The 18900-nt window shown below is 71.4% G+C and carries 17 protein-coding genes; 9 read left to right on the top strand and 8 right to left on the bottom strand.

Going from position 1 to position 18900, the window contains the following annotated elements; translation table 11 throughout:
• Positions 1 to 35 precede the first annotated feature (35 nt).
• Positions 36 to 830: an alpha/beta fold hydrolase gene (locus tag HNR67_RS37355; protein ID WP_185007802.1), complete on the bottom strand. Its 795-nt coding sequence runs from the start codon at positions 828 to 830 to the stop codon at positions 36 to 38.
• Positions 831 to 1159: 329 nt separating this feature from the next.
• Between HNR67_RS37355 and HNR67_RS37350 the strand changes: the two genes are divergently transcribed.
• Both HNR67_RS37350 and HNR67_RS37345 read left to right on the top strand, forming a co-directional pair.
• Positions 1160 to 3136 (top strand): S8 family serine peptidase, encoded by a 1977-nt coding sequence (locus HNR67_RS37350; protein ID WP_185007800.1) that lies wholly within the window; start codon positions 1160 to 1162, stop codon positions 3134 to 3136.
• Between the two features lie 120 nt (positions 3137 to 3256).
• Positions 3257 to 3835 (top strand): TIGR03086 family metal-binding protein, encoded by a 579-nt coding sequence (locus tag HNR67_RS37345; RefSeq protein WP_221490179.1) that lies wholly within the window; start codon positions 3257 to 3259, stop codon positions 3833 to 3835.
• Between the two features lie 244 nt (positions 3836 to 4079).
• Here the strand turns inward: HNR67_RS37345 and HNR67_RS37340 are convergent, their stop codons facing one another.
• On the bottom strand, positions 4080 to 4847 hold the full coding sequence (locus HNR67_RS37340) for a pirin family protein (RefSeq protein ID WP_185007798.1): 768 nt from the start codon (positions 4845 to 4847) through the stop codon (positions 4080 to 4082).
• A 52-nt stretch (positions 4848 to 4899) separates the two neighbouring features.
• Positions 4900 to 5454: a YceI family protein gene (locus HNR67_RS37335; RefSeq protein WP_185007796.1), complete on the bottom strand. Its 555-nt coding sequence runs from the start codon at positions 5452 to 5454 to the stop codon at positions 4900 to 4902.
• Between the two features lie 105 nt (positions 5455 to 5559).
• Between HNR67_RS37335 and HNR67_RS37330 the strand changes: the two genes are divergently transcribed.
• Positions 5560 to 6033 (top strand): MarR family winged helix-turn-helix transcriptional regulator, encoded by a 474-nt coding sequence (locus tag HNR67_RS37330; protein WP_185007794.1) that lies wholly within the window; start codon positions 5560 to 5562, stop codon positions 6031 to 6033.
• An 861-nt stretch (positions 6034 to 6894) separates the two neighbouring features.
• On the opposite strand, the gene HNR67_RS37325 is transcribed toward HNR67_RS37330, so the two are convergent.
• Positions 6895 to 9807 carry a BTAD domain-containing putative transcriptional regulator gene (locus HNR67_RS37325; RefSeq protein ID WP_185007792.1) on the bottom strand — a complete coding sequence of 971 codons (2913 nt, stop codon included), beginning with the start codon at positions 9805 to 9807 and terminating at the stop codon, positions 6895 to 6897.
• Between the two features lie 2 nt (positions 9808 to 9809).
• A complete protein-coding gene (locus HNR67_RS37320; RefSeq protein WP_185007790.1) occupies positions 9810 to 10145 on the bottom strand; it encodes a winged helix-turn-helix transcriptional regulator in 336 nt (111 codons plus the stop codon).
• 372 nt (positions 10146 to 10517) lie between these two features.
• Here HNR67_RS37320 and HNR67_RS37315 point away from each other — a divergent pair, with 372 nt between their 5' ends.
• Positions 10518 to 11354: a LysR family transcriptional regulator gene (locus HNR67_RS37315; protein ID WP_185007788.1), complete on the top strand. Its 837-nt coding sequence runs from the start codon at positions 10518 to 10520 to the stop codon at positions 11352 to 11354.
• Between the two features lie 53 nt (positions 11355 to 11407).
• Here HNR67_RS37315 and HNR67_RS37310 read toward each other — a convergent pair whose 3' ends face one another.
• The 3 genes from HNR67_RS37310 to HNR67_RS37300 form a co-directional block, all read right to left on the bottom strand.
• Entirely contained in the window at positions 11408 to 11914 is a 507-nt protein-coding gene (locus tag HNR67_RS37310; protein ID WP_185007787.1) for a phosphoribosyltransferase, read from the bottom strand.
• Positions 11911 to 12552 carry a GGDEF domain-containing protein gene (locus HNR67_RS37305; RefSeq protein WP_185007785.1) on the bottom strand — a complete coding sequence of 214 codons (642 nt, stop codon included), beginning with the start codon at positions 12550 to 12552 and terminating at the stop codon, positions 11911 to 11913. Before HNR67_RS37305 ends, HNR67_RS37310 begins: the two co-directional genes overlap by 4 nt.
• A 119-nt stretch (positions 12553 to 12671) precedes the next feature.
• On the bottom strand, positions 12672 to 13361 hold the full coding sequence (locus tag HNR67_RS37300) for a TetR/AcrR family transcriptional regulator (RefSeq protein ID WP_185007783.1): 690 nt from the start codon (positions 13359 to 13361) through the stop codon (positions 12672 to 12674).
• 158 nt (positions 13362 to 13519) lie between these two features.
• Here HNR67_RS37300 and HNR67_RS37295 point away from each other — a divergent pair, with 158 nt between their 5' ends.
• Genes HNR67_RS37295 through HNR67_RS37275 form a run of 5 tightly spaced genes read left to right on the top strand, consistent with a single transcriptional unit; the run spans position 13520 to position 18884 of the window.
• A complete protein-coding gene (locus tag HNR67_RS37295) occupies positions 13520 to 14866 on the top strand; it encodes an NAD(P)/FAD-dependent oxidoreductase (RefSeq protein ID WP_185007781.1) in 1347 nt (448 codons plus the stop codon).
• Positions 14863 to 16224 (top strand): NAD(P)/FAD-dependent oxidoreductase, encoded by a 1362-nt coding sequence (locus HNR67_RS37290; protein WP_185007779.1) that lies wholly within the window; start codon positions 14863 to 14865, stop codon positions 16222 to 16224. The genes HNR67_RS37295 and HNR67_RS37290 overlap by 4 nt, the downstream gene beginning before the upstream one ends.
• 9 nt (positions 16225 to 16233) lie before the next feature.
• Complete coding sequence (locus HNR67_RS37285; protein WP_185007777.1) at positions 16234 to 17448, top strand: cytochrome P450 family protein; 1215 nt, start codon at positions 16234 to 16236, stop codon at positions 17446 to 17448.
• 3 nt (positions 17449 to 17451) lie between these two features.
• The gene (locus HNR67_RS37280; RefSeq protein ID WP_185007775.1) at positions 17452 to 17901 is read left to right on the top strand and encodes a hypothetical protein; all 450 of its coding nucleotides are present in this window, start codon (positions 17452 to 17454) and stop codon (positions 17899 to 17901) included.
• The gene (locus HNR67_RS37275; protein WP_185007773.1) at positions 17898 to 18884 is read left to right on the top strand and encodes a DUF2156 domain-containing protein; all 987 of its coding nucleotides are present in this window, start codon (positions 17898 to 17900) and stop codon (positions 18882 to 18884) included. Before HNR67_RS37280 ends, HNR67_RS37275 begins: the two co-directional genes overlap by 4 nt.
• Positions 18885 to 18900: the final 16 nt, after the last annotated feature.

Below are 18900 nucleotides of genomic sequence, written 5' to 3'. Positions count from 1 at the left end.
TTGCGGGACAACGGGCGCCTCGGTCAGTCAGTCAATCAGCGGGTGCCGCGCACCGCCCCCAGGATCGTCGCGTAGGTCGCGTCCGGCCGGGACACCGACACCGCGTGCGAGGCGTTGACCTCGGTGGTGTGCGACTTGGCGCGGGCGGCCATGGCGCGCTGGGAGTCGGCCGGGATGGCGTTGTCCTGCTTGGCGACCAGGTACCAGCTGGGGATGTCCTGCCAGGCGGCGGCGGTGGCCTGGAAGCCCAGGGCGCCGGCGTCGATCGGGCGCTGGGCGGCGGCCATCAGGGCGGTGGTGCGGCGGGGCAGGTCGGCGGCGAAGACCTCGTGGAAGCTCTCCGGCCTGATGTAGAGGTCGTTGCCGACCACGCGGGTGGTGTCCGGGCCGAGTTTGCCGCCCGCGGAGAGCTGACCGGCGGACTCGCCGACGGCGGGGGCGAAGGCGGCGATGTAGACCAGGGCCTTGACGTCCTTGTCACCGGCGGCGGCGTGGCTGATCACGGTGCCGCCGTAGGAGTGGCCGACCAGGATGACCGGGCCCTTGACGCTGTCCACGACCTGGCGGATGGCGGCGGCGTCGGTGGGGACGCCGCGCAGCGGGTTGGCCACCGCGAGCACCGGGAAACCGTTGCGCTGCAGGCGCTGGGTGACCTCGTTCCAGCTGCCCGCGTCGGCGAAGGCGCCGTGCACCAGCACGATGGTGGGTTTGGCGCCCTGGTAGCCGCTGTCCTCGGCGCTGGCCGCGGCCGGGGCGAGCGTGGTGGACAACGCGGCGACACCCAGGGCGGCGGCGAAAAGCGTGGTGCGCAGGGAGAAACGGCGGGACATGACTTCCTCCGGTACTGGTGGGACTTCAAGAAAGAACGTTCGTTCTGTCTGGTGAGGACAGTAGGCACCGGGGATCCGGCTGTCAACACCCCTGGTGCGGCCGATCGGGTGCGCGGGACTGCGGCCAGGCGGGGCGGGTTTTTCCGTTTGTTGCCACAGAATGCTGTTATCGCCGCAGCTCAGGGCGTTGATGTCGATAAGGGTGGGTGGCGGGATCCGGCCAGTGTCGCCAAAGCGCCCTACCGGGTCCGGTGTGTTCCGGATTACGTTCCGACCCGATCACGTGCCCCGCGCCGTGGCGGCGGACACCCCTGCGAAAGGACCCTGACGTGAAACGGTTTCCCCTGCGGCGGACGGCATTAGCCCTCGCCCTCGGCGTCGGCGCCGCCGTCATCGCCCCGGCGCTGGCCGTCGGCGCCCCCGGACCCACGCCGAGCCCCGCCCCGGTGGAGATCGCCGGCAAGAAGCCGGCCGTGCCGGTGCCGGTGGACACCCAGGCCGGGCTGCGCGCCTACTTCGTGATCACCGAACCGAGCCAGGTCGCGGCCGGTAAGACCGCGGTGACCAGCAACGGCGGCACCGTCTACGCCTCCTACGACGCCATCGGCGTCATCGTGGCGCACTCCACCGACGCCGATTTCGCGGCCAAGGTCCGCCCGGCCCAGGGCGTGCAGAAGGTCGGCGCCACCCGCACCTCCGACGTGCCCGCGGCCGCCGCCAACCCGGCGATCCCGCCCTCGCCCAGCCAGACCACGCCCACCGCGGCCGAGACCAACCGCTCCGACATGACCCAGATCGGCGCGGACAAGGCCTGGGACATCAACCCCGGCTCCGCCTCGGTCACCGTCGGCATCCTGGACACCGGCGTCGACGACCAGCACTACGACCTCAAGCCGAACTTCGACGCGAGCAAGTCCGCCTCCTGCGCCTACGGCAAGCTGGACACCCGCGAGGGTTCCTGGCGCCCGGTCGGCGATCACGGCACGCACGTGGCTGGCACTATCGCCGCGGCCCGCAACGGCAAGGGCATGGTCGGCGTCGCGCCCGGGGTGAAGATCTCCTCGGTGCGGGTGGCCGAGGCAGGCAACCAGCTGTTCTTCCCGGAGAACACCGTGTGCGCCTTCGTCTTCGCCGGTGACAAGGGCCTGCAGGTCACCAACAACAGCTACTACACCGACCCGTGGCTGTTCGCCTGCCCCACCGACACCGACCAGGCCGCGATCCTGGAAGGCGTCAAGCGCGCGGTCGCCTACGCCGAGGGCAAGAACGTGCTGAACGTGGCCGCGGCCGGCAACGAGAACTACAACCTGGCCAAGAAGACCACCGACAGCACCAGCCCCAACGACTCCACCCCGGTCAACCGGACCATCACCGACGCCTGCCAGAGCCTGCCGACCGAACTGCCCGGCGTGGTCGTGGTGTCCTCGGTCAACGGCAGCAACGTGAAGTCCTCCTTCTCCAACTACGGCACCGACAAGGTGCACGTGGCCGCCCCCGGCGACAACGTCTACTCCACCGTGCTCGGCGGCCAGTACGGCTCCAAGTCCGGCACCTCGATGGCCTCCCCGCACGTCGCGGGCGTGGCCGCGCTGCTGGCCAGCGTCAACCCCGGCATCAGCACCGCGGACCTGCGGGCCAAGCTGGCCGCCCAGGCCAACGACATCGCCTGCCCCTCCGGCGAGACCCGCTGCACCGGCAGCACCGCGAAGAACTCCTTCTACGGTGAGGGCCTGGTCGACGCCAAGGAGTCCGTGGAGGGCCCGGCCAGTCCGGTCTCGGTGACCAGCCCCGGTGACCAGAGCGGCAAGGTCGGCCAGGCCGCCTCGCTGCAGATCAAGGCCACCGACGCGGGCGGCAAGACGCTGACCTACGCCGCCAGCGGCCTGCCCGCCGGGCTGACCATCAACTCCACCAGCGGGCTGATCTCCGGCACGCCGACCGCCGCGGGCAGCAGCAGCGTCACGGTGACGGTGACCAACGCCGACGGCAAGACCGGCACCGCCAAGTTCGGCTGGACGGTCACCTCCGACGGCGGTGGCGGCACGGTCACCGTGACCAAGCCGAGCGACCAGTGGGGCTTCGTGAACTGGGCGGTCACCCCGCTGCAGATCAGCGGCTCCAGCACCGCGGGCGGTTCGCTGACCTACACCGCGGCCGGCCTGCCGACCGGTCTGAGCATCACCCCGGCCGGTCGCATCTCCGGCACGCCGACCAAGGCGGGCACCTACACGGTGACCGTCACCGGCACGGACGCCGGCGGAGCCAAGGGCACCACCAGCTTCGGCTGGCGGATCTACGGCTTCTGACCTGTCTTGATTGACTGAACCGGCCTGTCACTCGCGCTCCGGAGCGGGTGGCAGGCCGGTTTTCCCTCCGCTGTCGGTGGCCTGTGGTTGAGTGACCCGGACCACACCTGGGGAGGAAGAATGACCATGATCGACCACGGGGCCGCCACCGCCCGGATGACGGAGCTGCTGGCCGGCGTCACCGACGCGCAACTGACCGCGCCGACGCCGTGCGCGAACTACCAGCTGGGTGACCTGATCGAGCACATCGGCACGCTCGCGCTCGCCTTCACCCAGGCCGCGGGCAAACAACCCAGCGACGACCTGGTGCCCGACGGCGACGCCGCCCGGCTGGAGCCCGACTGGCGCACCACGATCGCCGCGCAACTCGGCGAACTGGCCGTGGCCTGGCGGGATCCGGCCGCCTGGACCGGGATGACCAAGGCCGGGGGCCTGGACATGCCTGCCGAGATGGCCGGGCAGGTCACCCTGAACGAGCTGGTCGTGCACGGCTGGGACGTGGCCCGCGCCACCGGTCAGGACTACCTGGCCACGGACGCGGAGGTGGCCGCGGCGCTGATCTTCGTGGAGCCGTTCTCCGGGCCGGAGGGCACCGAGGGGTTATTCGGGCCCGCGGTGGCGGTGGCCGGGGACGCGCCCCCACTGGACCGGCTGCTCGGGCTCAGCGGCCGGGATCCGCGGTGGGTGCCCGCGGGCTGAGTCCCAGGAGGGGGCTGCCGGCCAATCGTCCACTGTGGCACGGCGGACCACACGTAGCTCGTTCCCCGCTGAGCAACGGATTTCTTACGAGAGTCTGTCCATTGTGCGCGGGCAATCCTTTGCATGGATTGTTGGGGTCGAAACGAGGTGCGTGGTTAATGTAAGGTGTGAAATAAGTCCGACGGACCAGAATGCAGCCGGTGAAACCGCCGTCTTCACCGGCTGCATTCGTATATGTGAACAATTAGCTCGCGAGTGTCGCGTGCATCTCCCAGAGGAGAATCTCGGCGTCCTCGGTCGCGGTGATTCGCTGGCCGCCGATGGCGGCGAATCGCACCGCGTCACCGGTCGCCAACGCACCGGAGTCTTCCAGCGTGACCGCCCCGCGCGGCACGAAGAGGTGCAGGAACGGGGCTTCGGGCAGGGTCACGGACTGCCCTGGAGCAAGTCGGGCGGCGTGCAGTGCGGCGTACTTGTTCTTGATCCGGATCGCCGACTCGCCCCGGTGTTGATCCATTCCGGAGGCGACCGGAACGAGGCCGCCGGCGAGCAACTGGTCGTCGATCTCCAGTTGCTCGTAGCCCGGCGTGATCCCCGATTCGTCCGGCACCACCCACATCTGCACGAAATGCACCGGATCGACATGTTCGACCCCGCCGCGCAAGCGCCAGGAGTCGTTCTTCTCCGAGTGCAGGATGCCGCTGCCCGCGCTCATCCGCTGGGCCAGGCCGGGGTAGATCACCCCGGAATGACCGGTGGAGTCCTGGTGCACGAGGGAACCCCGCAGCACCCAGGTGACGATCTCCATGTCCTGGTGCGGATGGGTGTCGAACCCGGTGCCAGGGCTGACCACGTCGTCGTTGTTGACCAGCAGCAGCCCGTGGTGGGTGTTGGCCGGATCGTGACTGCGCCCGAAGGAGAAGGAATGCTTCGAGTCCAGCCAGTCGATTCTCGTGGCCGACCGGTCGCGAGCGCGCCGGATGTCGGTCCGGGGACTCAGCGTCCTCGTCATCCTTCTTTCCTTTCGAGTCAGTCGTCCGGTGTGGACTGTCTGAAGTAGACGGTCAGGCGGCGCGGACCGCGGAGACCTCGAACTCGAGCACGATCTTGTCGCTGACCAGCACGCCGCCGGTCTCCAGTGCCGCGTTCCAGGTGATGCCGAAGTCCTTGCGGGAGATCGAGGTGGTGCCCTCGAAACCGACCCGGACGTTGCCGAACGGGTCCTTGGCGGTGCCCTCGAAGGTGAAGTCGATGGTCACCGAGCGGGTGACGTCCTTGATGGTCAGGTCGCCGGTGAGCGCGAAGTCGTTGCCGTCCTGGGCCACCGAGGTGGACACGAACTGGATCTGCGGGAACTTCTCCAGCTCCAGGAAGTCGCTGCCGCGCAGGTGCTCGTCCCGCTGGGCGTTGCGGGTGTCGATGCTGTCGGCCTTGATGGTCACCACGACCGAGGAGTTGGCCGGGTTGTCCCCGTCGACCTTGATCCGGCCGTCGAACTCGTTGAAGGCGCCGCGGACCTTGGTCACCATCGCGTGCCTGGCCACGAAGCCGACCCGGCTGTGCGCGGCGTCGATCGCGTAGTCGCCGGTCAGCTCGCTGAGGGAGAGGGTGGAGGTCATGGTGTGCTCCTTGGTTCAGGTCTGGCCACGCCGTCTGGTTGACGTGTCATCTACATCCTGCACAACCGATGTTGATGTGTCAACTATTCCGCTAGACTGGGTGCCGTGACCGACACCCGATGGCTCGATGACTCCCAGCAGCAGGCCTGGCGCGCCTTCATCCGCGTGCACGCCGAGCTGACCGTGCGCATCGCCCGCCAGCTCCAGGCCGACTCGGACCTGTCGCTGGCCGAGTTCGAGGTGCTGGTGAACCTGAGCGAACTGCCCGAGCCCCGGATCCGGGTACTGGAGCTGGCCAAACAGCTGAACTGGGAGAAGAGCCGGGTCTCACACCAGCTGGGCCGGATGCAGAAGCGCGGCCTGATCACCAGGGCAGGCTGCGAGGAAGACCGCCGAGGCTCCTTCATCGAACTGACCGACCAGGGCCGAGCCGCGATCGAAGGCGCCGCCCCCGGCCACGTCGCGGTAGTCCGCCGCCTGATGTTCGACGCCCTGGCCCCCGACCAGGTACGCGCCCTCACCGCCCTCTGCGACCAGGTCCTGACCAACATCGAAACCGCGAACTGCCCCAAGGAATAACCCACCCACAACAGCCAACACCCCGTACAACAACGGCCAACACGGCGTACAAGAACGGCCAACACGCCGGGGAGGGGTTCGGGTTTGAACCCCCTCCGCGCGTGTTGGCCGTTGTCGTACCCAGTGTTGGCCGTTCTTGTACGGCACGTTGGCCGTTCTTGTACGCCATAGGCACTGCGAGCGGGCGAAGCCCGGACACCAGCAGTCGGGGTGGCTTTTCAACACTCTCCGAGCGGTTCCCCCATCCCCGTCAGCCTGGAGAGGACATACCGCATCCCGGGTGCGCAGACCGCAACCTGCCGCCGCCCTAGCTTCCCAACCGCACGGTCTGCGTGCCCGGGATGTGGTTTGGTATCGGAGGGCTGACGGGGATGGGGGAACCGTACGAGCACTGCTCTTCGTCTTTGCTCTTGTTCTTGACTTTCCCCCCCATCCTTTGATTTCTGCCCGTCCGGCGAGGACGATCTTGATCTTTGTTCGGGTACCTCAGCAACAGAGGCCACAAGCGCAAAGATCAAGAGCGGAAAAGATGGCCTCGCCGGCCGGGCAGACCACCGGAGGGGGGAGGGCAGATCAAGAACCGGCATGAGCAGGTTGCGGGGCGGGGATTGTGCTGCCGGGGCCGGACCCAGCGTGGCTCCGAGGGCTCGCGTGTTCTCCGCACGGCCTTCCGCAAGCCAACCACACCCCGAGGAGCGGCCCCCGTCACGATGGGTTCGCCGGGCGGCGGATTGTGTTGCAGGGGCCGCTCCTCGGGGCGCGGTCAGCAAGCTCCAGGCCGTACGGAGAACACGCGAGAACCCTCGTCGTGAGGTTTCACCCCAACCCCCAACCCCACCCCCGCCGTCCGTGAGGTTCAGGTCAGGCAAGGTGGCGGGTGGCCAAGGTAAGGGCGGTTTGGGTGGCTTCGGGGGTTGGGGCGGGGGTGGTGAGGGCGGTGGTGGCCTGTCGGAGGGCTGGGTCGCCGGTGAGGTCGGCCAAGGCGGCCAGGATGGTGGCCAGCAGGGGGAGGTTGCCTCGCGCCGCTGCCACCGTGAAGGCTTCCTTGAGCAGGGGTTTTGCGGATTCGGGGTGACCTGTGGTTAGTTCGATGCGGGCCAGGGTGGTCTGGGATCGGCAGCGCAGTTCCTCGGTGGCGAACGCGCCGGGTGGGCTGGCGGCCAGGGCTTGTGCGCAGAGCGTGCGGGCCGTGTCCAGGTCGCCGGTGTGGAAGGCGAGTTCCGCCTGACCCAGTTGGGCGATGGCCACCCAGTCCGGTGCGCCTGCCTGACGGCCCAGGATGGCGACCTGGGTGAGGTCGGTGTGGGCGGCTGGCAGGTCACCGTGGGCGAGGTGGCCGCTGGCGCGGCGGTTGAGCAGGTCCGCGGCTTCCTCGGTGGCGCCCAGTTCCTGGGCGAGGGTGATGGCTTCGGCGTACAGCTCGTGCGCGTGGGGTCGGTCGCCGCGGCGTTCGGCGAGTGGGGCGAGGTCGGCCAGGGCCTGGATGGTGGCCCAGCGTTCGCCCAGGGCGCGGAAGCTGGTCAGGGCGGTGCGCAGGTGGGTCTCGCCGGTGACGGTGTCGCCGCGGAAGACCGCGATCACGCCGCTGCTGAGGTCTCGCAGTGCCCGGCTCCACGGATCGGCGGTGAACAGCGCGCCGTACTGGCGGGCGGTGGCCTCCGGGTCCGCGGGCGGGCCGGCGACCACGCCCCACAACACCCAGAGCAGGGGCTGCCGGGGCGCGCTGGTCCGGGCTGCCATCACCCGGCGGACCTCGCCCAGGTGTGGGCGCAGGTGGGTGTGGTCCGGGGTGCCGAAGGCCGTGGTGAGCACGCAGAGCGCGTACTCATCCGCCAGGTCCGGCGGCGCGATGGCACCCAGCTGACTGGTCAGCGGGCCGGTGAGATGGGCGCCCTCGGCGCGGCGGCCGCGTAGCCACCAGTACGGGGCGAGCGCGGCGGTCAGCCGCAGCGCGCTCGGCCGGTCGGTGTCGATGGTCCAGCGCAGGGCGGTGACCAGGTTGTCGTGCTCGGCGTCCAGGCGGGTCAGCCAGTCGAGCTGCTCGGCGCGCAGCAGGCTGGGCGATGCCTGCTGGGCCAGGGCCAGGAAGTGCTGGGCGTGGGCGTGCCGGAGGCGGGTGGTCTCGCCGGTGTCGGCGAGGCGTTCGGCGCAGAACGCGCGGATCGTCTCGGCCATCCGGTAGCGCTCGCCGTCCCTGGTGACCAGCGACTTGTCCACCAGGCCGGTCAGCGCGCCGAGCAGGTCGGGCACGGCGCAGACCTCGGTCAGCGCGGGCAGGGTGGCGCCACCGGCGAACACGGTGAGCCGGCCGGCGAGCACCCGCTCGGGGCCGTCGAGGAGGTCCCAGCTCCACTCGACCACGCCGCGCAGGCTGCGGTGCCGGGCGGCGGCGGTGCGCTCGCCCCTGGCCAGCAGGCCGAAGCGGTCGTCGAGGCGGGCGGCGATCTGGGCCACCGGCAGGGTGCGCACCCGGGCGGCGGCGAGTTCGATGGCCAGCGGCAGGCCGTCCAGGGCCTGGCAGATGCGCTCGACCAGGTCCGGGTGCGCGGCCGGGTCGTGGCCGGGGTCGGCGGCGCGGGCGCGGTCGGCGAACAGGGCGGCCGCGGCCCGGGGTTCGAGGCTGGGCACCGGGTGGCGGGCCTCGCCGGTGATGCCGAGTCCCTCGCGGCTGGTGGCCAGCACGCGCAGGGCCGGGTTGGCGCGCAGCAGATCGGCGGTCAGCTCGGCGACGGGCTGGACGAGGTGCTCGCAGTTGTCCAGCACCAGCAGGGGTGGCCGATCGGCCAGCGCGGCGCGCAACCGGTCGAGTGGCTCCCGCGCGCCCTCGCGCACGCCGAGCGCGGCGAGCAGGGCCCGCGGCAGGTCGGCACCCTCGGTGAGCGGGGCCAGGGCGAGGAAGCAGGCCGGGAGGTCCGTGGCGGCCTCGATGGCCAGCCGGGTCTTGCCCGCGCCGCCGGGTCCGGTGAGGGTGACCAGCCGGTGTTCGCGCAGCAGCGCGCGGACCCGGACCAGGTCCTCCACGCGGCCGATGAAGCTGGTGAGCTGGGCGGGCAGCGGGGTGGCGCGCCGGTCCTCGCCGCGCAGCGCGAGCTGGTGCGCCTCGGCGAGTTCGGCCGAGGGGTCGGCGCCGAGTTCCTCGGCCAGCCGGGTGCGGGCCTGCTCGAAGGCGGCCAGTGCCTCGGCTGGGCGGCCGTCGGCGAGCTGGGCGCGGATCAGCAGTGCCCACAGGCGTTCCCGCAACGGATGCGCGCCCAGGTGTGCGCGCAGGGCCGGGACCAGGCCGGGGCGGCCGAGGGCGAGCGCGGCCCTGGCCTGGTCCTCGATCGCGGTCAAATGCAGTTCGGGCCAGTGGCTGGGGCCGAGTTCGGCCGGTGGCTCGCCGCGCCATAGCGCGAGCGCCTCGGTGAGGTGTTCCTCGGCGGACTGGTGCTCGCCGCGGTCCAGCGCGGCCCGGCCGTCGGCGGCCAGTGCGGCGAACCGGTGGGCGTCCACTGTGGACGGATCGACGGCCAGCCGGTAACCGGTCGGGTGGAACTCGACCAGGCCGGGGCCGAGTACCCGGCGCAGGCGGGAGACCTGGGACTGCAACGCGTTCGCCGCACCGTCGGGCGGGGTGTCGGCGTAGAGGCCGTCGATGAGCGTCTCGGCCGGCACGATCCGCCCGGCCTCGGCGGCCAGCAGCGCGAGCAGGGTGCGGACCTTGGGACCGCCCAGGTCGACCGGGGTGCCGTCGTCCTGGTGGGCCTGGACCGGGCCGAGGAAACCGAAGCGCATGCTCAGCAGTCGGCGGGCAGGTGCTCGGCGGCCCACTTGGCCAGCGCGTCCAGCGCGGGCAGCAGCGCGGTGCCCCGGGGACTGAGGTGGTAGGAGACCGACAGCGGCGGGCCGTCCCTGACCTCGCGCCGCACCAGTCCGGTGGCGGCCAGCTCGGTGAGCCGGTCGGAGAGCATCGAGTCGCTGATCCCGCCGATGGCCCTGCGCAGTTCGGCGAACCCGGCCGGGCCGGTGGCCAGGGTGCCGATGATCACCCCGTTCCAGCGCTTCCCGAGCAGCCCGAACACCCGGACCAGCGCGCCGTCGCAGCTCCGGTGGTCGGGACAGTCCTCGGCCATGCCGTCCAGGGTAGTGGCCCGTCCTCTTATCGGGCTTCGCGATAACAGTGATCATGATCGACTTGTTTCCGCAGGGCCGGTGCGGCGGCAGGATGACCCGTGCAGGTGAACCGCAGGGGTTGGCATGAAGGGGTCAAGAGTGATGTCTCGAAGCCGGACGGCGTGACGCCCCGTGACGACCTCGGAGTCACCGGCGCGCTGAGCAGCATGCCCGCGCGTTCAGCCACCCGGAGCCGGTGCTCTCCGTCATCCCGGAGGCCATCCAGCCGACGGCCCCCAGCCGCCGGAGGATGTGCGTGCCGGCGCACCGGCCTGCCACGTCCCGCCCGTCGTGGTAGGCCGGTGCTGTGCGGAACGTGACAGGACCAGCCCGTGCTTGACCCGGTGTGGTTGCGGAGTTTCCTCACCGTCGCCGAGACCGGCGGCTTCACCGAGGCGGCCCGGCGGTTGTGCATCGGCCAGTCCACGGTGAGCCAGCACGTGCGCAGGCTGGAACAGGTGACCGGCAGGCAGCTGTTCGTGCGGGACACCCATTCGGTGATGCTGACCGGCGACGGCGAGGCGCTGATCGGCTTCGCCCGCAACATCCTGGACCAGGAACGCCTGGCCATGTCCTACTTCGCCCGCCCGGAACTACGCGGCAAGGTCCGCCTGGGCGTGTGCGAGGACCTGGTACTGGGCCACCTCCCGGTCACCCTGCAGCGGTTCCGGGAGACCTATCCGCTGGTGGACCTGGAACTGACCGTCGAACTGAGCAGTGTGCTGCACGACCGGCTGGCCGCCGGCGGCCTGGACCTGGTGCTGGCCAAACGCCGCACCGAGGCCGACGGCCACCTGCTGTGGCGGGAACCCCTGGTCTGGGTGGGCAGGCCGGGGTTGCGGCTGGCCAAGGACGAGCCGGTCCCGCTGGTGCTGTACCCGGAACCCAGCCTGACCAGGGCCAGGGCCCTGGAGGCGTTGCGGGCGTGGGGGTTGCAGTGGCGGATCGGGTGCTGGAGCGACCGGTTGAACGGGTTGCGGGCGGCGGCGCTGGCCGGGCTGGGGGTGGCGGTGTTCGCCCGGTCGGTGGTGCCGGAGGGGCTGGTGCCGGTGGAGGCGGATCTGCCGCCGCTGGCCGAGGTGGATTTCGCGGTGCTGGGTGGGCGGCGGGCCGGGCATGGGCCCGCGGCGGCGCTGACGCAGCTGATCACGACGGCGCGCTGGCCGTAGGGCGAGGTCGCGGTGGCGGCGAGAGGCGGCCACCGCGAACGCCGCCGCCTGGCTCAGGCGTCCAGGACCTGCCCGGCCCGGCTGACCACGGGCGGCAGCACCGACCACGGGAAGTTGATCCACTTGTCCGTGTGCCGCCACACGTACTCGCACTTCACCAGCGAATGCGGCTTCTCGTAGATCACCGCGCAGCGCACGTCGGCCACGTGGTCGACGCAGAAGTCGTGCACCAGTTTGAGCGTTTTGCCGGTGTCCGCGACGTCGTCGGTGACCAGCACCTTCGCCCCGGACAGGTCGATGACGTTGGGCACCGGCGGCAGCATGACCGGCATGTCCAGGGTGGTGCCGACGCCGGTGTAGAACTCGACGTTCATCACGTGCAGGTTCTTCACCGCGAGCGCGTAGCCGAGGCCGCCTGCCACGAACAGGCCGCCGCGGGCCACGGACAGGATGATGTCGGGGAGATAGCCGTCGTCGGCGACGGTCTGCGCGAGATCGCGGATCGCGTCCCCGAACAGGCTGTAGGTCAGGTTCTCCCGGTCTTCCGGTGCTGCCGTCATGCCGGCAATCCTCGCTCATCCCAGGCGAGTCGGCGCAGGGTGGCCTCCGGGCCGCGGACCCGGTCCCGGCCGGCGCGTTTGGCGGCGAGCAGGCAGGCGTCGGCGGCCAGCACCAGGTCGGCCAGCCGGGTGCGGGTTCCCGGTCCGTGTTCGGCCAGGCCGATGGACACGGTCAGGTCGGTGATGGTGCGCGGGCCGCGCACGGTGCGGGCCGGGACCTGCAACGCGCGCACCTCGGTGCGCAGCGCACCAGCCAGGCCGGCGGCCGCGGCCAGGTCGCCGCCGGGCAGGAAGGCCAGGAACTCGTCGCCGCCGTGACCGCCGTAGCGGCCGAGCACCGCGCCCGCGCCCGCCGGGTCGGCCTCGGTGACCTGGCGCAACACCGAGGCCACCGCGCGCAGCACCCGGTCCCCCGCCGGGTGTCCCAGGGTGTCGTTGACCCGTTTGAAATGGTCCAGGTCCAGCAGCACCAGGGCGGCGGGTTCGTCCCGGCGGCGGGCCGCGGCCAGTGCGCGACCGGCCTCGGCGTCCCAGCCCCAGCGGTCCAGCAGTCCGGTGAGCTTGTCGGTGGCCCAGGCCCGCGGCTCGTGTCCGCAGGAGCGGCAGCGGGCCGAGGGCGGGCTCTGTCGGTGGTTCATCCCGGTGGCACCCATGTTCGTTGGGACCAGGCGGCGAGAGACCTCGCGGGTCGGTGGGATTCACGGTCCCTCGCCGCCTGGGGTGGACAGACGTCGGTCTTGGGGGGACTGCCGGACGTCTATCCGGTCTGTGGGCTGGGCAGCTCCACCGGGGTCAGCGCCGCGGCCGGGTCCAGGTCCACGGTGGTCAGCGCGGACAGACCGGCCACGGTGTGCTCGATCATCCGGCTGAGCTGGGCCAGCAGCTGGGCCCGGCCCGGCCGCCGGTGTTCCAGCCACCAGTGGCAGACCGCCTGCACCATCCCGGCCAGCGCGTACCGCACCGGGTCCGGTGGCGGGGACGGGTGGAGTCCGGGGATCTCGCCGAGCACGTCGGCCAGCGCGGCGATGATCGGATCAGGGACGGTGGACCTGCCGGTCACCGCGTTGCTCATGGTGAACCGGTACAGCCACTGGTGTTCCATGATCACCGCCAGGTACGCCTCCACCGCACCGCGGATCCAGCGTTCCCGGACGCTGACCCCGCGCAGTTCGGCCAGTGCCGGCCGCAACCGGGCCAGCATCAGCTCGGTGGCCCGCTCGCCAGCGGCCTTGAGCAGCCCGGCCTTGTCGTAGAAGTAGTGGTACAGCAGGGGTTTGCTCACCCCGGCCGCGGCGGCGAGCTGGTCCATGCTGATCCCGGCCCCGTGCGTGGTGATCACCCGGATAGCGGTTTCCACCAGTTCCGCCCGCCGTGCGGCCGGGGCCATCCTCCTGCGCCGCCGCTCGCACGGGCGGCGGACCGTGCTGTGCTCCAGGGGAGTGTCCATCGTTCCTCCGCGCTCGGCTGTGCCCTGTCTGCCCCAACAGAGCTGGTCGGCGGCCCGGTGGATACCGGGTAGCGCCAACTTTTTCGCGCTGTGCGATCACGTGTATCCGCTCCGCCACCGGGTGGTCTCTGTTCCGGTGAGACGAAGGGGTGATCGCGATGGCGGGGTCAGGGAGATCAACGTCCACAGTGGACGTCGCGGTGGTGGGTGGCCGGGTCGCGGGCGCCGCGCTGGCGGCCAGGCTGGCCAGGGCCGGACTGCGGGTGGCGGTGTACGAGCGGGCGGTGGAACTCGGGCCGACGCTGTCCACGCACATCTTCCACGGCACCGCCGACCTGCGCGCCGAGGGCGTCTACGCGGACCTCCTGGCCGCCGGGGTGCCACCGCTGCCCGAGGTGCGGGTGCGCCTGGACGAGCTGCGGCTGGTCTTCCGGCATCCGCACGACCCCGGGCTGTGCCCGCCGCGGGAGCTGCTGGACAACCTGCTGCTGGACCGCGCCCGCGCGGCCGGCGCCCAGATCCACCTGGGGCGACCGGTGGTCGGGCTGGTGCACGCGGCCGGCCGGGTGGCCGGGGTGGAGGTCGCGGACCAGGACGGGCGGGTGCGGCCGGTGCGGGCCCGCCTGGTGGTCGGCGCGGACGGGCGCAGTTCGCCGGTGGCCCGCTGGGTGCGGGCCGCGCAGTACCTGACCTTCCGCAGCGGCCGCGGCCAGGTGTGGCGGTACTACCGCGGTAAACGGCTGCCCAGGGCGCTGTTGTGGCACCGGGTCGGCGCGCGGCTGGCGCACATCCTGCCCACCGGCGAGCAGGAGTACTACCTGTGCGCGCAACCCCCGGTGGGTGATCCGGTGGACTTCCGGCGCACCGGCCCGGACGCGCTGCTGCCCTGGGTGGCGCAGGTCAGTCCGGAGATCGCCGAGCTGGCCCATGGCGGCGAGCCGGTCGGCGGGCTGCGCCGGATGAGCGGCTACCCGTGCTTCTTCCGCCAGCCCTACGGGCCGGGCTGGGCGCTGGCCGGGGACGCCGGACACGCCAAGGACGCCACCATCGGCCACGGCATCACCGACGCGCTGCGCAACTCCGCCGCCCTCGCCGACGCGCTTCTGTCCACTTGGGACGATCAGCGCGGACTGCCGGAACGGTTGCGGCACTGGGCACAGCAGCGGGACGCGGCCGAACTGGCCAACTTCTGGTACAGCCAGGAACTCGGCGACGCGGCCCCGGTCGGCCCGTTGCGCAAGGCGGTCTTCCGCGGGCTGGGCGCCACCGGCATCCGCAGGCTGGACGAGGTGATGGCGGACAAGCGGGCCGCGGACACCCTGCTCACCGTGACCCGGCTGGCCCGCGGTGCGCTCAGTCAGGTGCTCGCCGGCGCGGCGGTGCCCTCGGTGGCCCGCGAGGCCGGTGACCTGCTGCGGCTGTCCCTGTTGCGGCGCAAGGCTTTCCGTGAACGAGCGGCCGCCGCGCCCAGCCTGTACCCCGAACTCGCCGGAGCCCTCCGATGAGCCTCGCGCGTACCTCGCCCTGGGGTGCCGGGCAGCCGGTGGAACCCGCGCTGCCGCCGCTGATCGGCAGGCACCGCGCGGACATCGTGGTGGTGGGCGGCGGGATCGCCGGACTGTCCCTGGCGCACCGGCTGCGCGCTGAACTGCCCTCGGCGCGGATCATGTTGCTGGAGGCCGTGCTGGTCGGCGGCGGCGCGACCGGGCACAGCACCGGACTGGCCAGGCCCGGTGTGTGGGGCTCGATGCGGTTGCTGCACAAGCGGGTCGGACCCGCCGCGGCCGACGCGCTCACCCGCGCCTCGCTGGAGGGCATGGCGGCGTTGCGGGAACTGGTCACCGGCGAGGACATCGACTGCGATCTGGTGCGCGGCCGGATGTACCAGCTCCCGGTCACCGCCCAGCACGTCCGGCGCTACACCGACGACCTGCCCGAGATGAACCGCCTCGGCATGCGGGCCGACTGGCTTTCCGCGCGTGAGGCGGCGGAAACCCTTGGCCTGCAAGGGGGATTCGGAGCGTTGCGGGTCGCGCCGCTGTACCAGCTCGACCCGCTTCGGTTGTGCCGGGGACTGCGTGAGGTGTTGTCGGCCCGCGGCGTCGAGGTGTACGAGGGCTCGCCGGTGCGCTCGATCGAGCCGGGGGAGCGGGTGCGGGTGCGCACCAACCGGGGCGAGGTGGACGCGGCCCAGGTGGTCCTGGCCATCGACGGCTACACCCGCGCGGCCGGACTGGTGAAGCTGCCCATCGTCCCGTTCCGCTCCCAGGCCCTGTGCACCGAACCACTCTCCGCCGCCCAGCTCGCCGGACTCGCGCTGCGGCCAGGGGATCTGGTCCTGGACTCGCGGGCCTTCTTCAACTACGTGCGGCTCAGCCCGGACGGCCGTCTCATCCTCGGCGGCGGCCGTGCCGCCAACCCGCGCACCAGCCCCGGTACCCAGCCCCCGGTCTCCGCTGGCACCTGGCGACGCCTCGAACGTGAACTGCGCCAACTGTTCCCGGGACTGGCCGAGGTGCGGATCGCCCGGTCCTGGGCCGGGGTCAGCGGCGCCACCCCGGACTGGATGCCGATCGTCGGGCAGGTCGAACCGGGAGTGTGGTTCGCCGGCGGCTGGAACGGCCGCGGCATCGCCCCCGCCCTGCACTCCGCGGGCTGGCTCAGCGGCCAGCTCGCCGCCGCCCTGCACGGCAAACCCCTACCCCCGCCCACCGTGCCCTGGCACCGGAGCGGAGCGAGACCCGCACCGGTGTTCGACCGGTTGCGTTACCCGCTGCGCCAGACCTTCCTCCAGCTCACCGACCGACGTTCACTGCACACCGGACGTTGCGCGCCGCTTCGCTTCGGCCGCGACGGGAAATGAGTGTCCACAATGGAAAGATGCCCGGTCAGGCCGGATCCGGCCGACGCCGCGTTGTTCGACGCGGACTACCAGCGCGACCCCTACCCGTCCTACGCGCGGCTGCGCGCGGTGTCCCCGGTGCGCTACCTGACCCTGCCGACCGGGCTGACCGCCTGGCTGGTCACCGGGTACGAGGAGGTCCGGCAGGCGCTGACCGATCCGTTGCTGAGCAAGGAAAGCCGCTACGACGCCGAGTCCACCGACGGGCTCTCACCGAGCATGGGCGCCAGCATGCTCAACCTGGACCCGCCCGACCACGACCGGCTGCGCAGGCTGGTGGGCAGTGCGTTCACCCGCCGCCGGATGGACGCCCTGCACGACAAACTGGCCGACAGCGCGGACCGGCTGATCGACGAGTTCGCCGCCCGCGGGCAGGCCGATCTGATGCGGGACTTCGCGTTGCGGCTGCCGGTGGGCATGATCGGCGAACTGCTCGGCGTGCCGGAAGAGGACCGGGACGCCTTCTTCGAGCTGGCACACGACTACGTCGGCTTCACCCCGGAGACCAGGGAGCGGGCCGCGGCCGCGCTGGCCGGGCTGAACGAGTACATGGCCAAGCTGATCGCGGCCAAGAAGAACGAGCCCGGCGACGACCTGATCAGCGCCATGGTCGAGGCCAGGGACCAGGAACAGCGGCTCACCGACGAGGAGCTGCTGGCCAACGCGCTGCTGCTGTTCCTGGCCGGACACGTCACCACCGCCGGGCTGATCGCCAACGCCACCCTCGCACTGCTGCGCCACCCCGAGCAGCTCGCCGCCTTCCGGGCGAACCCGGACCTGGTCGGCAATCTCGTCGAGGAGGCACTGCGGTTCGAGGGGCCTGCCGAGCTGTCCACCATGCGCTGGGCCAAGCAGGACACCGTGATCGGCGGGGTCGCGGTCGGCAAGGGCGAGCGGGTGCTGGTGTCGCTGGGCGCGGCCAACCGGGACCCACGCCGGTTCACCGACCCCGACGCCTTCGACCTCTCCCGCGCCGACGCCAACCAGCATCTCGGCCTGGGCCACGGCAGCCACTACTGCCTTGGCGCGCAATTGGCCAGGGTCGAGGTGCGCACCGCGCTGGGCCGGTTGTTCGCCCGGCTGCCCGATCTGCGGCTGGCCGCCCGGTACGCGGACCTGGAGTGGATGCCCGGCATCGGCCGCGCCCCGCTGTCCCTGCCCATCGTGTTCACCCCGGAAGGCTGAGGCGTGGATCCGCGCAACCTGTTCGAGACCCGCACCACCTACCGCCTGCTGCGACTGGAGTATCTGGCCGCGCTCGGCCTGTGCACGACGCTGTTCATCACGCACTGGCAGGAGGTGCGGCTGATCCCGGCGCTGATCCTGTTCGCCTACATCGACGTCATCGGCTACCTGCCCGGCCTGATCGCCTTCCACCGCAGCAGGTCCGGCAAGATCCACCGCGGTTTCTACGTGGCCTACAACCTGGCACACAGCTTCGTCACCGCCGGACTCGTCGCGTTCCTGTGGGCCTGGCTGGTCCGCCCGGAGTGGGCGCTGCTGGCCATCCCGATCCACCTGTGCGGCGACCGCGGCCTGCTCGGCAACTTCCTCAAGCCGTTCGCGGTGTCCTTCGAACCCAGCCCGCACCCGGCCTACATCCGGCTCGCCGCCGCGGTGTCCGGGCGGACGACGTGACCACCACCGCCCTCGACCTGCTGCGCGCGCACGGCCGCGGCTCCAGCGCCTTCCTGGCCTACAACCAGGACACCGAACACTTCCAGACCCCGGACCTCAAGGGCCTCATCGCCTACCGCCCCGCGGGCCGCAGACACCTGGTGCAGCTCACCGGACCGTGCGCGGCCGAAGCCGACCAGCCCGCGCTCACCGCGGCCTTCCGCGAGTTCGCCGCCCGGCAACGCCGCCGGATCACCGCGGTGCAACTACTCCGCGAAGAGGCCACGGCCTGCGCCGAACTCGGCTACGCGGTCAACCAGCTCGGCGTCTCCTTCAGCATCGACCTGGCCCGGTTCACCCTGCGCGGCGGCAAACTCGCCGAAACCCGCAACCGGCTGTCCCAGGCCAGACGGGCAGGCGTCGCGGTCACCGAGGAGTCCACAATGGACGCCGAACTGGCCGTGCTGCTGGCCGCGATCGACCAGGTGTGGTTGCGGGCCAAGGGCCGCGCGGTGAAACAGCTCGGTTTCATGGTCGGTGAACGCGGCGGCCGGGGCGCGGAACACCGCAGGCTGTTCGTGGCCAGGGCGGCCGGCCGGATCGTCGCCTACATCTCCTTCTCCCCGGTGTACGGCCCACGCCCCGGCTGGCTCTACGACCTGACCCGCCGCCACCCGGAAGCCCCCACCGGCGCGATCGAGTCGATCATCGCCACGGCCGCCGAGGTGTTCCGGGAGGAGGGCGCGGGCTGGCTGCACCTGGGCTTCACCCCGTTCGTGCGGTTGCACCCGGAACACCGGATCCCCGGCGCGGACAACGGAATCCTGCATCGCCTCATGCGCCAGGTGGCCGGGCGGGAACGCTGGCTGTACTCCGCCCGCACCCAGGAACGCTTCAAGACCAAGTGGGCGCCACACCACATCGAACCGGAGTACCTGGCCTTCGAGCACGGGCTGAGCCTGGGCGCGGGCTGGCAGCTGCTCCGGTTGATCGGCGCACTGTGATGTCCGGCTGTATCCA

It is taken from the genome of Crossiella cryophila (assembly GCF_014204915.1).
In the GTDB taxonomy this organism is placed as follows: Bacteria; Actinomycetota; Actinomycetes; order Mycobacteriales; family Pseudonocardiaceae; genus Crossiella; species Crossiella cryophila.
The sequence above is the reverse complement of the archived record's forward strand: the minus strand, read 5'-3'. Positions and strand labels throughout refer to the sequence as shown.

Coding starts and splice junctions, on each gene's coding strand:
- HNR67_RS37300 (WP_185007783.1), bottom strand. CDS start 13,361: ATGGACACTCCCCTGGAGCACAGCACGGTCCGCCGCCCGTGCGAGCGG.
- HNR67_RS37295 (WP_185007781.1), top strand. CDS start 13,520: ATGGCGGGGTCAGGGAGATCAACGTCCACAGTGGACGTCGCGGTGGTG.
- HNR67_RS37305 (WP_185007785.1), bottom strand. CDS start 12,552: ATGAACCACCGACAGAGCCCGCCCTCGGCCCGCTGCCGCTCCTGCGGA.
- HNR67_RS37340 (WP_185007798.1), bottom strand. CDS start 4,847: ATGACGAGGACGCTGAGTCCCCGGACCGACATCCGGCGCGCTCGCGAC.
- HNR67_RS37335 (WP_185007796.1), bottom strand. CDS start 5,454: ATGACCTCCACCCTCTCCCTCAGCGAGCTGACCGGCGACTACGCGATC.
- HNR67_RS37345 (WP_221490179.1), top strand. CDS start 3,257: ATGACCATGATCGACCACGGGGCCGCCACCGCCCGGATGACGGAGCTG.
- HNR67_RS37355 (WP_185007802.1), bottom strand. CDS start 830: ATGTCCCGCCGTTTCTCCCTGCGCACCACGCTTTTCGCCGCCGCCCTG.
- HNR67_RS37285 (WP_185007777.1), top strand. CDS start 16,234: ATGGAAAGATGCCCGGTCAGGCCGGATCCGGCCGACGCCGCGTTGTTC.
- HNR67_RS37290 (WP_185007779.1), top strand. CDS start 14,863: ATGAGCCTCGCGCGTACCTCGCCCTGGGGTGCCGGGCAGCCGGTGGAA.
- HNR67_RS37310 (WP_185007787.1), bottom strand. CDS start 11,914: ATGACGGCAGCACCGGAAGACCGGGAGAACCTGACCTACAGCCTGTTC.
- HNR67_RS37320 (WP_185007790.1), bottom strand. CDS start 10,145: ATGGCCGAGGACTGTCCCGACCACCGGAGCTGCGACGGCGCGCTGGTC.
- HNR67_RS37325 (WP_185007792.1), bottom strand. CDS start 9,807: ATGCGCTTCGGTTTCCTCGGCCCGGTCCAGGCCCACCAGGACGACGGC.